Origin of the sequence: Antarctobacter sediminis (assembly GCF_019218285.1) — a bacterium.
GTDB classification, from domain to species: domain Bacteria; phylum Pseudomonadota; class Alphaproteobacteria; order Rhodobacterales; family Rhodobacteraceae; genus Antarctobacter; species Antarctobacter sediminis.
In genome coordinates this window covers 1,156,640-1,168,558 of record NZ_JAHUZG010000001.1, presented here as the reverse complement: position 1 = coordinate 1,168,558, position 11,919 = coordinate 1,156,640, and the positions used below count along the sequence as shown (strand labels likewise).

Annotated in this window: 15 protein-coding genes; 8 read left to right on the top strand and 7 right to left on the bottom strand. The window is 64.9% G+C overall.

Annotated elements, in window-relative coordinates:
* Positions 1-33 precede the first annotated feature (33 nt).
* The gene (locus KJP30_RS05645; protein WP_218448006.1) at positions 34-1,248 is read right to left on the bottom strand and encodes an MFS transporter; all 1,215 of its coding nucleotides are present in this window, start codon (positions 1,246-1,248) and stop codon (positions 34-36) included.
* Positions 1,249-1,522: 274 nt separating this feature from the next.
* Here KJP30_RS05645 and KJP30_RS05640 point away from each other — a divergent pair, with 274 nt between their 5' ends.
* From KJP30_RS05640 to KJP30_RS05610, 7 genes are all read left to right on the top strand, one after another.
* The gene (locus KJP30_RS05640) at positions 1,523-2,227 is read left to right on the top strand and encodes a precorrin-6A/cobalt-precorrin-6A reductase (RefSeq protein WP_218448005.1); all 705 of its coding nucleotides are present in this window, start codon (positions 1,523-1,525) and stop codon (positions 2,225-2,227) included.
* Positions 2,206-2,850, top strand: coding sequence for a DNA-3-methyladenine glycosylase family protein (locus KJP30_RS05635; protein ID WP_218448004.1), 645 nt, complete (start codon positions 2,206-2,208; stop codon positions 2,848-2,850). Before KJP30_RS05640 ends, KJP30_RS05635 begins: the two co-directional genes overlap by 22 nt.
* Positions 2,847-3,329, top strand: coding sequence for a hypothetical protein (locus KJP30_RS05630; RefSeq protein WP_218448003.1), 483 nt, complete (start codon positions 2,847-2,849; stop codon positions 3,327-3,329). Before KJP30_RS05635 ends, KJP30_RS05630 begins: the two co-directional genes overlap by 4 nt.
* Before the next feature lie 27 nt (positions 3,330-3,356).
* The gene (locus KJP30_RS05625; protein WP_218448002.1) at positions 3,357-4,022 is read left to right on the top strand and encodes an alpha/beta hydrolase; all 666 of its coding nucleotides are present in this window, start codon (positions 3,357-3,359) and stop codon (positions 4,020-4,022) included.
* 115 nt (positions 4,023-4,137) lie between these two features.
* Positions 4,138-4,527, top strand: a complete 390-nt coding sequence (locus tag KJP30_RS05620) for a hypothetical protein (RefSeq protein WP_218448001.1) — start codon at positions 4,138-4,140, stop codon at positions 4,525-4,527.
* Positions 4,528-4,557: 30 nt separating this feature from the next.
* Complete coding sequence (locus tag KJP30_RS05615) at positions 4,558-4,884, top strand: hypothetical protein (protein ID WP_218448000.1); 327 nt, start codon at positions 4,558-4,560, stop codon at positions 4,882-4,884.
* Between the two features lie 192 nt (positions 4,885-5,076).
* Positions 5,077-5,661 carry an HNH endonuclease gene (locus KJP30_RS05610; protein ID WP_218447999.1) on the top strand — a complete coding sequence of 195 codons (585 nt, stop codon included), beginning with the start codon at positions 5,077-5,079 and terminating at the stop codon, positions 5,659-5,661.
* An 11-nt stretch (positions 5,662-5,672) separates the two neighbouring features.
* Here the strand turns inward: KJP30_RS05610 and KJP30_RS05605 are convergent, their stop codons facing one another.
* A complete protein-coding gene (locus KJP30_RS05605; RefSeq protein WP_218447998.1) occupies positions 5,673-6,500 on the bottom strand; it encodes a DUF1963 domain-containing protein in 828 nt (275 codons plus the stop codon).
* Positions 6,501-6,513: 13 nt separating this feature from the next.
* Positions 6,514-7,884: a COG3904 family protein gene (locus KJP30_RS05600; protein ID WP_218447997.1), complete on the bottom strand. Its 1,371-nt coding sequence runs from the start codon at positions 7,882-7,884 to the stop codon at positions 6,514-6,516.
* Positions 7,885-8,100: 216 nt separating this feature from the next.
* On the opposite strand from KJP30_RS05600, the gene KJP30_RS05595 reads away from it, so the two are divergent.
* Entirely contained in the window at positions 8,101-8,391 is a 291-nt protein-coding gene (locus KJP30_RS05595; protein ID WP_218447996.1) for a hypothetical protein, read from the top strand.
* Between the two features lie 108 nt (positions 8,392-8,499).
* Here the strand turns inward: KJP30_RS05595 and KJP30_RS05590 are convergent, their stop codons facing one another.
* From KJP30_RS05590 to KJP30_RS05575, 4 genes are all read right to left on the bottom strand, one after another.
* A complete protein-coding gene (locus tag KJP30_RS05590) occupies positions 8,500-9,009 on the bottom strand; it encodes a bactofilin family protein (RefSeq protein ID WP_218447995.1) in 510 nt (169 codons plus the stop codon).
* On the bottom strand, positions 8,999-10,309 hold the full coding sequence (locus KJP30_RS05585) for a DUF5930 domain-containing protein (protein ID WP_218447994.1): 1,311 nt from the start codon (positions 10,307-10,309) through the stop codon (positions 8,999-9,001). Before KJP30_RS05585 ends, KJP30_RS05590 begins: the two co-directional genes overlap by 11 nt.
* 164 nt (positions 10,310-10,473) lie before the next feature.
* A complete protein-coding gene (locus KJP30_RS05580; RefSeq protein WP_218447993.1) occupies positions 10,474-11,298 on the bottom strand; it encodes a ferritin-like domain-containing protein in 825 nt (274 codons plus the stop codon).
* Positions 11,299-11,391: 93 nt separating this feature from the next.
* Positions 11,392-11,853: a peroxiredoxin gene (locus tag KJP30_RS05575; RefSeq protein ID WP_218447992.1), complete on the bottom strand. Its 462-nt coding sequence runs from the start codon at positions 11,851-11,853 to the stop codon at positions 11,392-11,394.
* Positions 11,854-11,919: the final 66 nt, after the last annotated feature.

Sequence of the window (11,919 nt, the reverse complement as noted above, 5' to 3'; positions counted from 1 at the left end):
CGGCACCGGGTCAACCGGCCGTGGCCGGTGCGCCTAGGCCTCGGCCGTGTCCTTGGGCCGCAGCACCAACCAGATCAGCGCGCCACCGGCCAGCGCGAGGAAGGGGGCCATGGCAAGGTTCACCGCGGTCCAGCCCTGTTCCGGCGAGCCGCCCGAGCAGTTCATCAGCCCGCCCGAGGCCAGCGAGGCAAAGGTCACGCCGCCAAAGACGATCAGATCGTTCAGGCCCTGCATCCGGCCGCGTTCATGCGGTTCATGCGCGGCGGCCAGCATCGAGGTTGCGCCGATGAACCCGAAGTTCCAGCCCAGCCCCAGCAGCACCAGCGCCACGAAGAACTGTTCCAGTGCCACGCCTGAAAGGCCGACGATCCCGGCGCCCGCAAGGATCACCAGACCGGTGGCCATGATCTTTTCGACGCCGAACCGGGCGATCAGGTGCCCGGTAAAGAAGCTGGGCGCGAACATGGCAAGGACATGCGCGGTGACGACATTGGCGGCATCGTCGGTTTCGAAACCGCAGCCCACCACCGCCAGCGGCGTCGAGGTCATGACAAGGTTCATGAGCGCGTATGACACCGTGGCGCAGATCACCGCGACGGCGATGCGCGGCGTGGTCAGCAGCTCCCAGCGGGTACGGCCCCGGGGGGCGTCCTCGGAAGGGCGCGGCGGGCGCGGGATGTCGAGAAAGAGGAACAGCAGCGCGCCGCCAAGGTTCAGCGCGATCACCGCGGCATAGGTGCCGAGAAAGGGGATCAGGAAGGTATCGGAGGTGACCTTGACCAGTTGCGGGCCGATGATGGCCGAGGCCAGACCGCCCGCCATGACGTAAGAGATGGCCTTGGGGCGGAAATCGTCCGAAGCGGTGTCGGCGGCGGCAAACCGGTAAAAGCCCTGCGCCGACATGTAGATCCCGGTCAGCAGCGAGCCCAGCAGGAAGATCGGGAAAGAGGCCACGTAGAGCCCGTAGGCCCCGACCGCGCCGCCAAGCGCCCCGCCGCCCGCGCCGATGAAGAAACCCGCGCGCCGCCCGTAGCGTTGCATCAGCGCCGAGACCGGCGTGGCCGAAAGCATCGACCCCAGCACGATCAGCGAGATCGGCAGCGTGGCGAAACAGGCGTTGGCAGCCAGCGACTGACCGGCCAGCCCGCCGATGGTGAAGATCATCGGCATCTGCGCGCCGAGAATGGCCTGAGCCAGTACGAGGACGGCGACGTTGCGGCGGGCCTTGGTATCATGTTCAACGTTCATGATGTGATGGGTAGGCCTGCTTGTCGGCGGGGGCAAGCGGATTGTTTCGCGCAAAGACGCCGGGGTCGGAAGAGGGACCCGGGGCAGAGTTGGGGCGGGCCGGGGGGCTGTGTTGTCCGGGCGGGAGGGGGGCTCTGCCCCCCGCCTGCGGCCCCCCCGAGGTATTTAGGGAACCAAAGAAGGCCGAAGCCCGGGCTGGGTGTCTGGACAGGTGTCTGGAGTCGGTCTTGGCGGAGGTTCCTTTGGCGGAATGGCTGGGGTAGGGGTTTCAGTCATGAAGAGGATCGTCATCATTGCCGGATCGGGAGAGGCGCGCGCCTTGGCGCGGGCGCTGCCGGAGGCGCTTGTGGTTCTGCCCGAGGCCGAGCGCGTGGCGCGGTCTTGGGACAACGCCTTGTTGCGCGGGCCGCTGACAGCGGCGGATCTGCATGCATGGGGGGCCGTGGCAGTGGTGGAGGCGGCGCATCCCTGTGATGCGGGCACCGCTTTTGCGGCGGCGCGGGCCTCGGCCAATGCGGGGGTGCCGCATCTGCAATTGGTGCGGCCGGGCTGGCGGGCGGGGCATCGGGACCGCTGGGTTCCTTTGCGCCGGGCCAGCGATGCGGTGCGGGTGATCCCGCGCGGCGCGCGGGTTCTTGTGACCACGGGGCGCGAGGTTTTGCCCGAGTTGCGGGCCTTGCGGGCGGAGGTACTGATGCGGCGCATCGGCAATGATTGCGCGCCGCTGCCCTTGTGGCGCGGGCGGATGATTTGCGGCGCGGGGCCGTTTACCGTGGCCGACGAGATCCGCCTGTTGCGCAGGGAACGGATTGACTGGTTGATGGTCCATGATGCAGGCGGGCCCGGTGGCTGGCCCAAGCTGGCGGCGGCGCGTGCGCTGCAACTGCCGGTGGCGCTGGTGGCGCGGCCGCGGCGTCCGGGCGGGCCGCGGGTGGCGACGGTGAAGGAGGCGCTGGCATGGCTGGAGACGCAGAGATAGGGCGGATCATTCGCGGCGACGCCTGCGTGGCCGAAGGCGCGGGCTGGCTGGCAACGCGGGAGCCGCGTTTTGCCCATGCGTTGCGCCTGACCGGGCCTTTGCCGCTGCGGTTGCGGCCTGACGGGTTTGACCAGCTCTTGAGCGCCATTGTCAGCCAGCAGGTCAGTGTCGCCTCGGCCCGGGCGATCTGGGCGCGGCTGGAGGCGGCGGGCATGACCACCCCCGAGGCGGTGCGCGCCGAGACGGAGGACGGGCTGCGCGCGCTGGGTCTGAGCCGGCAGAAGGCGGTCTATGCACGGGCGCTGGCCGAGGCGGGGATTGATTTTGATGCGCTGCGCGCAATGCCCACGGCAGAGGTGATCGCGCAACTGGTGGCGGTCAAGGGTATCGGCGTCTGGACCGCCGAGATCTACGCCATGTTCAGCCTTGGGCGGGCGGATGTCTTTGCCCCGGGTGATCTGGCCCTGCAAGACGCCGCGCGGCATCTGTTCGATCTGCCCGAGCGGCCAAAGGAACGCGCCCTGCGCGCCATGGCCGGGCACTGGGCGCCGTGGCGATCGGTTGCGGCGCGCATCCTCTGGGCCTACTACCGTGTGGACAAGAACCGCGAGGGGATCGCATGAAACATGTATTGGTGGCCGCCGGTGTATTGGCGGCATCGCTGTCCGGCGGCGCGCAGGCACAGGAATTCGTCACGGCACGGGTTATCGGGACGGCACCGGGTGTCGAATGCCTGTCGATCTCGGCCCGGCAGGGCTGGCAGCGGCATGTGACCCGGATGGGTGGCCCGCTGGAAGCGATGCGCCTTGGACGGGGCGACGGCTGGACCGTGGATGCCAATACCTATGGCCGCGTGGGCCCCGACGGTCATGGCCCGGCGGACGAGGCGCGCCTTGCCCCTTATGCGGGTTACAAGGAGGTGCCGTCGCTGCCCTTTGGCCGGCTGTTGTTCCGGGTGGAAAGCGGCGCACTGGGCCATAGCGGCAGCGGATGGACCTTTAATCCCGAGGCGCTGTCGCGGGTCATGGATTTTCGCATCAACGACACGGCGCTACAGGACAATGCGGGCGCGGTCGAGGTTTGCCTTTTCGAGAAACGCTGACCTCGGGCTCATCACGGGAGACAGAGTATGACACGAGTTTTGCAAACCGGCCGCAAGGAGCCGGTATCGGGGGACAAGCGCTCTTGCGTGGTGTTCCTGCACGGGTATGGCGCCAACGGGGCCGACCTGCTGGGCCTTGCCGATCCGCTGGGCGAACATCTGCCGGACACCTTGTTCGTGGCCCCCGATGCGCCCGAGGCCTGTGCCGGGGCGCCTTTCGGTTTTCAGTGGTTCCCGATCCCCTGGATCGACGGATCGTCCGAAGAGGAAAGCATGGCCGGGATGGCGCGCGCCATTGACGACCTGAATGCCTTTCTGGACGCACTGATGGTGGACGAGGATCTGTTGCCGGAACAGGTGGCGCTGGTCGGTTTCAGCCAGGGCACCATGATGAGCCTGCACGTCGGTCCCCGGCGCGAAGATGAACTGGCGGGGATCGTCGGCTTTTCCGGCCGCCTGCTGGCGCCGGAACTGCTGGCGGATGAATACAGAAGCAAACCGCCGATCCTGCTGATCCATGGCGATCAGGATGACGTGGTGCCGGTGCAATCGCTGCCGCAGGCCGCAGAGGCCTTGCAGGAGGCAGGCTTTACCGAGGTCTTCGCCCACATCATGGAGGGCACCGCCCATGGCATCGCGCCCGATGGCCTTGGGGTTGCGCTGGCCTTTTTGCGGGACAAGTGCGGGTTCTGAACCGGGGCAGGTCTATCCCGGGGGCAATAGATGCCTTTGGGATGCGATAGTCCTGACCCGACCGATGCGGTCTCCGGCCTTTTTTGGCCGGATGCCCGTAACCATCGGGTGTTTCATGACAAAGTCCATTTCATTTGCCGTTTTCCTGTCATTTCTTGGCTCCGCCGTTCCGGCGCAGAGCCTGTTGATGGTCGATCCCGATACCTTTGGGCGCGCCGTCTGGTCCCGCAACCAGACGGCCTTGCACCGCGCCGATCTGAAGGCGCGGATCGGGTCCGATAGCAACGAGTTCCTTTCGAACTACGGCGCCAGTTCGGCCTTTGCGCGGACCGGGCGCGCGGTGGGGCGGCTGGATATCCTCACCGACGAGGGGCACGCGCCCTGCAGGGCCTTCCTTGTCGAAGGCAACCGGCTGGTGGCCAATCACCACTGTGTTCCGGGCGTGATAGAGAATGAAAAGCTGGGTGCCAGCGCCATCGTCGCGGTGCAGTTGCGCATGGGCTAGCTGCGCGACGGGATCGTGGACGGCACCCGCATGTTCCACGTCAACCCGATGCCGATCGAAACCAACAAGGCGCTGGATTATTCGGTTCTCCAGATCGCCGGCGGGGATGCCAGTGCCGCGTTCGGCGCGCTGGAACTGTTTCCCCCCTGCCATCGGATCGTGATCCGTTCCGGGGGATCGGCCATCCGATGGGTGAATTCTGGCGCAATCCAGAGCCCTGAAGGCGACCGCCGCTCGCCGATCTGGACCTTGGCAAGATCGAGGCCGAGCGCAGGCGGCTGCAGGCCGAAGAAGAGCGCCGGCGCCTGCCGCAAGAAGCCAATACCGCCCGAACCGCCTGAACCGCCGGGCCGGTGAGCGATCAGGTCGGCATCTGGCCCGCGGAGTGTCACATGCCTTTTACCTAAGCAGGCTACCCATCGTTCCGGGCACTTCATCTTGCGGGGCTTGCCAGAGGCAAAACGCGAGATATAGTGTTTTACAGGCTGGGGCGGGTTCCCCGCTCTGGTGCTTCGAGGGTGAGCAGGCAGGGCGAGGGAAGAGTCCCCAATGAATACCGAGTTCAGAACCAATTTCGTACGCGAACCCGGCGCGCTGAAGAACCATCCCGCGCTGGTGCTGAATGCGGATTACCGGCCCTTGTCCTACTATCCGCTGTCGCTCTGGCCTTGGCAGGATGCCATCAAGGCGGCCTTCCTCGACCGAGTGGATATCGTTGCCGAATATGACGAGGTTGTGCGCAGTCCGAGCATGTCGATCAGGATACCCTCGGTCGTTGTTCTCAAGGATTTCGTCAAACCTCAAAAGCGCGTGGCCTTCACGCGCTTTAATTTATTTCTGAGGGACGAATTCCGCTGTCAGTACTGCGGGGCCAAGACGGAGCTGACCTTTGACCACGTGATCCCGCGCGCCTCGGGCGGCATCACCAGTTGGGAAAACGTGGTGGCGGCCTGTGCACCCTGCAACCTGCGCAAAGGGTCAAAGAGCCTGCGGCAGGTGGGCATGGCACTGCGCAAGCCGCCGCGGCAGCCCTCGGCCTCGGAGCTGTTGAACATGGGACGTCGGTTCCCGCCAAACCACCTGCATGAAAGCTGGCTGGATTTCCTCTATTGGGATGCGGTTCTGGAGGCCTGAGCGCCTGCGTATCAATCGCTGTCCATGATCAGCAGGGCGCGGTCCCAACGGGCCGCCGCCAGATCGGCGTCGCGCATGACAACCGCCATGCTGAGGCCTTCGAGCATCCATTCATGATGGTCGCCAAACCCGATGATGCAGCGCAGGTGATTTGCGGCACCCTTCCATTCCGTGCGCTGGTCGACCTGTAGCGGGGCGGCAAACCCGCCGAACATGAAACCGGGTGCCTCCATGCGGATCGGATCCCAAAGCGCCTCTTCGACCTCGAACGGTGAAACCTGCCGCGAAACCAGTTCGGGCCATTGCGCGATCTCGGCTTCGAGATCGCGGTTGTGGATGTTGAACTGGGGGGCGGGGGTCGGGACCGGATCGAACAGCGCCAGTTTGCGCGCCGTGGTGAACCAATGCTCATCGACGATGGGATAGTCGACCTCTGGGGCTGGGGCGGGGGTGGTGACCAGCTGCGAGGGATCGGGATGATGGACCAGCCGAAAGCCGCGCGGTTGCACCAGGTCGGTGTCTGTGTCGTCGGCAGCCAGAATGGCGGCATCCATGTTCGCGGAAAGGAACAGTTGTAACAGGCCGTCGCGCGGAAAACCCGGCAGAGGCGCCAGATCCTGCAACCGGACCTGAAGCAACTGGACCATGGGTTGCCCTTCGGCATCCAGGGGCAGCGGCGTTCTGGCGGGCCATGCCAGCGGGCCGCCAGCGCGGTTGTCCAGCAGTCCGGGTGCCGGGTGCGTTTCCATCAGGTCAAAAGGCACGGCCATGCGGCCATGGGCATCAAGGCGGCTGCGCGTGCGGGCAACGCGATCGGCAAGCGCCGGGACATCGTTCATTTCGGGGCGGGCCTTAATCTGGGTGAAAACAGAAGATATTGCGCGAGGCTTCGCTGCGCGGACAGTCGTTCGCGGCCCCGTCCGGGCGCGGATCGGGCCAATACCAGTTGAAGGCCGGTTTGCCGTTGATCGTGGTTTCAAGCCCGGCGGTCTGCACCACGGTCCGGGCGCCGGAGGGCCAGATATGCACCGCTGTCAGCGCGGCATCACGGCCGACGGTCGCCTCTTGGGTGCAGGGATCGCGATCGGTCAGCACATCGTCGCTGTTGTAGATGAAACAGGTACCTTGGCGCGTCAGGGTTCGGGTCTGGCCGCTGCGGGGCAGGGCAGCCAGCGGCATTTCGGGCGGATAGGCCATGAAATGCTGCATGAAGGCGTAGAACAGCGGCGGTTCCGCCTCGGGAAAGGCACCGCCGGCCCAGACCGTTTCCTGCACCGCGCGCGCCGGACCCCAGACCTGCCGGGCAAAGCTGAACTCATCCGCGGGATCTATGAAACGCCCTTCGCAAAAGCCAAGCGCCTCCATGCCGAAGCCGCCAAAGGAAAAGGTGCCGTCGTTGCGCCGGGTCACGGGCACGCCGGTGTCACCACCGCTGTACCAGTCGTCGGGGTTGCTGCTGAGCCGGTCCGTGGTCGAGAGGTAAAGATTGGCACAGGCAGTGCGGATCGCCGCATCCGACAGCGGGCTGGGCGCGTCGATCCCAAGCACCGAGATGCCCCAGCGCGCGGCCTCGCGCACGGTGGTGATGTAGAACATCTCTTGGGGCGGGGTGTCGTGCATCTTGGCGGCCAGCGAGGGCGCAAAGCGGAATTTCACGAGGTTGCGAAAGATCAGTGAGGTCGCCGCAACGGAGATCTGATAGGCGCGGGCCACGGTTTCGGCGTCGTAATTGCCCTGCGGCACCGTCAAGCTGGGCGCGTGAAAGCCCAATCGCCCGTCCACGTGCAGATGGCGGCTGGGAATGATGCCGATGTCGCTGGCGGTGTTGTAGGCCCCGGCCATAAAGACAAGTGCGCAGGCGCTTTCACAGCGCGCGCCGGGCCGGATCATCGTCCCCAGCCGGCCATGCACCGCCTCGGTCAGCGAGACAGCCGCGGCCAGCGAACCGCCGGGGCTGTTCAGGCAAAGGTTCAGCGGCGTCTTGAAGTCGATGTCCGGCGGCGCGTCGGGATAGTCGGTGTACCAGATCGTATCGGCGAAACGCGACTCGGTCGAAGCGCGCCGGATCAACTCAAGAAGCCGCTCTGTATCGCCGTCCGCGATCTCTCCATCCAGAGTGATGAGACAGCCGAATTCGGCATCGTCGACCAGCGCCAGTTGCGCGGCATGGGATGCGGCGGGCAAGACAAGTGCTGCCCATGCAAGCAGGACAAATCGGAACATGACATCACCTCCTGCCCGGACAAAAGCAAACTGTGCCCTGTAATGCGAGCCATTTCGGTCCGGTGCATCCCCGTCTCGTCCTTTCCCGTCCCGGGGCCGGTCTGGCCGGGGGGCTACGGGCAAAGGTACATATTCCATACATGGAATTGTTTTCTTGTGCGCCTGTGAGCCGCGGTGCAAACTCCTGCAAGGAGTCCAAGAACGAGGGAAAGACTCATGCGTATCCAAGCCCTGGCCGCCGTGGCCCTGGTGTCGCTTGCCGCTGCCTGCGCACAAACCGAAACGGACACTGTCTATGTGCCCGTCACCTTTGACAAATACGGTGACGTGGTAGGCGGCAGCATCGTCGATGGCTATTTCGTGCTGGACGATGGCACGGTGGTCGGACCGGTCAGTCCGGACGTGGCCGCGGGGAACCAGTATCGTCACCGAGAACAGACCCAACAGCAGTATCAGAGCCAGCAGACCCAGCAGGTTCAGACCCAGCAGCAGAAAAAGGGCGGCTGAGGTCGCCGGGGCCGGGCGCGCGCGATGTGCCATGGCCCGACCTGCAAAATGCAAAAGGCCCCGCACTATGCGGGGCCTTTTCTATTGGGGGGCGAGGACGCTTGGCGATCAGCCGTTGCCAGCCGGGGCCGCTGCGGGGGCCTGCGGCGCGGGCTGGGCCGGACGCTTGCCGCCGTTCAGCGGATCGTCCTGACGCTGCACCGACCCCTCGAAATGGGCGCCGGATTCGATCGCGATGGTCTTGTGGATGATGTCACCCTCAACGCGGGCGGTCGCGGTCAGGCGGACCTTCAGGCCACGCACGCGGCCCACGATCCGGCCATTCACCACCACGTCATCGGCGACCACTTCGCCCTTTATGGTGGCGCTTTCGCCGATGGTCAGAAGATGCGCGCGGATGTCACCTTCGACCGTGCCTTCGACCTGAATGTCGCCGGTGGTCTTGATGTTGCCGGTCACGTGCAGATCGGCCGACAGGACAGACGCCGGGGGCTTGGCCTTGGGCGTGGCTGCGGGCTTGTAGTCACCTGCGGCAGGTTTCGAAGGCTCGGGCATGGCCGGTTTCGACGTATCGTCGGCCTTGTGGCCGGGCTCATTGATCTTGCTCTTAGAAAACATCTTTCGCAGCCTTGATATAGATCATCGGATTGACGGGTTCGCCGCCGACTCGGACTTCATAGTGGAGATGCGTCCCGGTCGAGCGTCCGGTGTTCCCCATATCACCGATCCGCTGCCCGCGCGAGACCCTTTGGCCGACCTTCACGCGGATTTTGGACATATGGGCATAGCGGGTTTCGATGCCGAACTCATGCTGGATCTTGACCAGCTTGCCGTAACCGGATTGCCAGCCGGCGTGAATGACCACGCCATCGGCGGTGGAATAGATCGGGGTGCCATGCGGCGCGGCGAAATCCGTGCCCGCATGCAACCGGCCCCAGCGATAGCCAAAGCCCGAGGTAAAGCGGAAGGCATCCTTCAGCGGCGAAGCAAACGGCGCCTTCTGCGCGGCGATCCGGTACAGGTTCAACCGGTCCATCTGGTTCAGGATGCGGTTGGCGCGCATGGTGTCCGGCGTTTCCGGCCCTTCGCCCTTGGTTGAAAAGCTCAGCGGGGTCAGCGGACCGCCCTGTCCGGAATAGCCTTTGCGCACCTCGTCAAGGATGCGGTCGGGGTTCATGCCGGCCTTTTCGAACATCTTGTCCAGCGGCATGACCGAGACGGTCATTGCCTCTTCAAGCTGGCGAAAGATGCGGTCGTTCTTGTCTTCGAGGATCTCGATCTCGGCCTGCATCTCGGCGGCACGGATCAGCGCGGCCTGTGCATCCGCGATGACCTGGTCACGCTCGGTGGCGACACGGGTCAGCGCCTCGTTCAGCAGCTTGACGGTGGCGTCGTCACCGCTGGCACGGGCCAGCGCCACTTCGCCCTTGAGCTGGGATTCCAGTTCGGTCAGGCGCGCGGTGGCGGCCTCGCGGGCCTTCATCACTTCGCGCAGCGTTCCCTGGATGACGTCGATGCCGGTTTCCAGTTCGCGGCGGCGCGCCTCCGAACTCAGCAGTTCGGTCTGCATGACCGAAATCTGTTTCAGCGCGGCGGAAAAACGGTCCTGCGCGGCCACGGCCTCTGCGGCGCGGGCGTCACGTTCCGCCGACAGGGCGTTCAGACGCTGCTGATAGGTCAACTGGTCGCGGCGGGCCTGTTCACGGAAATTGCCTGCACCGATCGAGTCCATCAGCAGGATCGAGGTCGCAACGGTGGTCCAACCCACAAGCGCGGTGATGCCGATCACGGCCACCGCCTGCGTTTCGGACCTCAGCCGGATGAACCGGGTGTCGTTGTCCGAGCGCAGAAACAACCGCCGCTCGGGAAAAAAACGCTCGACAAGCGCATGAAGTCTGATCGTCAGACGTGATCTCACCTGACTGTCCCCTCGTCCCGTCCCTGTACAAGGTGCACGCTGTCCCCACATGCCGGCACCCTGCACACGGGCTTACCCCAGCAATTCACGGAACCGCAAGAATTTTGGCGATGCGATTCGGTCGCACCGGCGGGGAAAAGCCGAAATGGCAAAAATCCGCCGATTCAACGGCTTCGCTGCGGGGTCTCCTCGGCCAATGGCCAGTAGAAGTCCGGCGGCAGTCCGGCCTCGGCGCGCTTCTCCTCGTTGAACGGCGGTTTCAGCGCCCCCTTGAAGTAGCGCCTCACCAGCTTGTGAAACACAAGTTTCGGATCAGTGTCATGTCGGCCACAGAGGAAATGGAACCACTTGGACCCATAGGCCACATGGCTGACCTCCTCGGAATAGATCACCTCCAGGGCGGCTACCGCGCTGTCGGCACCGGCCTTTCGAAAGATCTCGATCATGCCCGGGGTCACATCCAGCCCGCGTGCCTCCAGCACCATGGGCACCACCGCCAGCCGGCCCATGAAATCCCCGACCGTATCCTCTGCGGCCCGCCACATGCCGGCATGGGCGGGCAGGGCACCGTAATAACTGCCCAGCTCCTCAAGGCAGTCGCAGATCAGGTTGAAATGTTTCGATTCCTCGTCCGCCGCCTTGACCCAGTCATCGTAGAAACCCACCGGCATCGGCGTCTCGGCAAAACGCGGGATGATGTCCCAGTGCAGGTCGACCGCATTCAGTTCGATATGCGCCACCGCATGCAGCAAGGCGATGCGCCCCTGCGGGCTGCCCGGCTTGCGCTTGGGCACGTCGCGCGGATCCAACAGCTCCGGCTGCGCGGGCCGCGCGGGCCGCAAGGGGGGCTGCGCAACCCCCAGCGGGATCGGCGTCCCGGCCTCCTGCGCGGCAAACCATTGCGCCGCATAGGCCCGTGACTTGGCGGTCTTCTGCCGGCCATCCGCGGTCGTCAGAACATCCACCGCCATCTCGCACAGGCTCATCATGCCGCGCCCCCTTTGTCTTCTTCTTGGTGAAAATACCTCCGGGGGTATGGGGGCAGAGCCCCCATGACGCAAGTCTCCGCCGCGACCTCGGGTCTACAGCGCCCGCGCGGCCTCCAGCACCTCTTCGGCATGGCTCGGCACCTTCACCTTGCGCCATTCCCGCGCGATCCGGCCATCGGCATCGATCAGGAAGGTGCTGCGCTCGATGCCCATAAAGGTCTTGCCGTACATCTTCTTTTCCTTCCAGACGCCGTATGCCTCGCACATGTCCGAACCCTCGTCCGAGATCAGCGGCACCGTCAGCGCCTTCTTGGCCATGAACTTCTCGTGACTGGCCATCGAATCCTTGGACACGCCATAGAGTTTCACGCCAAGGGTTTCGAACTCGGGTTTCAGCGCGGTGAAGGCTTCGTTTTCCTTGGTGCAGCCCGATGTGTCGTCGCGGGGATAGAAAAACAGCACCACCGGCGCACCCTTCAATGCCGAAAGCGTGACCTCGCCATCGGTCGAAGGCAGGGTGAAATCCGGTGCGGCGGCGGCTGTGGTGTCGGTCATGGGTGTCTCCTTTGTGTTGATACGCTAAACTGCGCTAGAGCGGGCCATTGGCCAGTCATGGGATGC

Bases quoted from the DNA above. Each gene is read 5' to 3' on its own strand.
- KJP30_RS05645 (WP_218448006.1), bottom strand. From the start codon at position 1,248: ATGAACGTTGAACATGATACCAAGGCCCGCCGCAACGTCGCCGTCCTC.
- KJP30_RS05640 (WP_218448005.1), top strand. From the start codon at position 1,523: ATGAAGAGGATCGTCATCATTGCCGGATCGGGAGAGGCGCGCGCCTTG.
- KJP30_RS05635 (WP_218448004.1), top strand. From the start codon at position 2,206: ATGGCTGGAGACGCAGAGATAGGGCGGATCATTCGCGGCGACGCCTGC.
- KJP30_RS05630 (WP_218448003.1), top strand. From the start codon at position 2,847: ATGAAACATGTATTGGTGGCCGCCGGTGTATTGGCGGCATCGCTGTCC.
- KJP30_RS05625 (WP_218448002.1), top strand. From the start codon at position 3,357: ATGACACGAGTTTTGCAAACCGGCCGCAAGGAGCCGGTATCGGGGGAC.
- KJP30_RS05620 (WP_218448001.1), top strand. From the start codon at position 4,138: ATGACAAAGTCCATTTCATTTGCCGTTTTCCTGTCATTTCTTGGCTCC.
- KJP30_RS05615 (WP_218448000.1), top strand. From the start codon at position 4,558: ATGTTCCACGTCAACCCGATGCCGATCGAAACCAACAAGGCGCTGGAT.
- KJP30_RS05610 (WP_218447999.1), top strand. From the start codon at position 5,077: ATGAATACCGAGTTCAGAACCAATTTCGTACGCGAACCCGGCGCGCTG.
- KJP30_RS05605 (WP_218447998.1), bottom strand. From the start codon at position 6,500: ATGAACGATGTCCCGGCGCTTGCCGATCGCGTTGCCCGCACGCGCAGC.
- KJP30_RS05600 (WP_218447997.1), bottom strand. From the start codon at position 7,884: ATGTTCCGATTTGTCCTGCTTGCATGGGCAGCACTTGTCTTGCCCGCC.
- KJP30_RS05595 (WP_218447996.1), top strand. From the start codon at position 8,101: ATGCGTATCCAAGCCCTGGCCGCCGTGGCCCTGGTGTCGCTTGCCGCT.
- KJP30_RS05590 (WP_218447995.1), bottom strand. From the start codon at position 9,009: ATGTTTTCTAAGAGCAAGATCAATGAGCCCGGCCACAAGGCCGACGAT.
- KJP30_RS05580 (WP_218447993.1), bottom strand. From the start codon at position 11,298: ATGATGAGCCTGTGCGAGATGGCGGTGGATGTTCTGACGACCGCGGAT.
- KJP30_RS05575 (WP_218447992.1), bottom strand. From the start codon at position 11,853: ATGACCGACACCACAGCCGCCGCCGCACCGGATTTCACCCTGCCTTCG.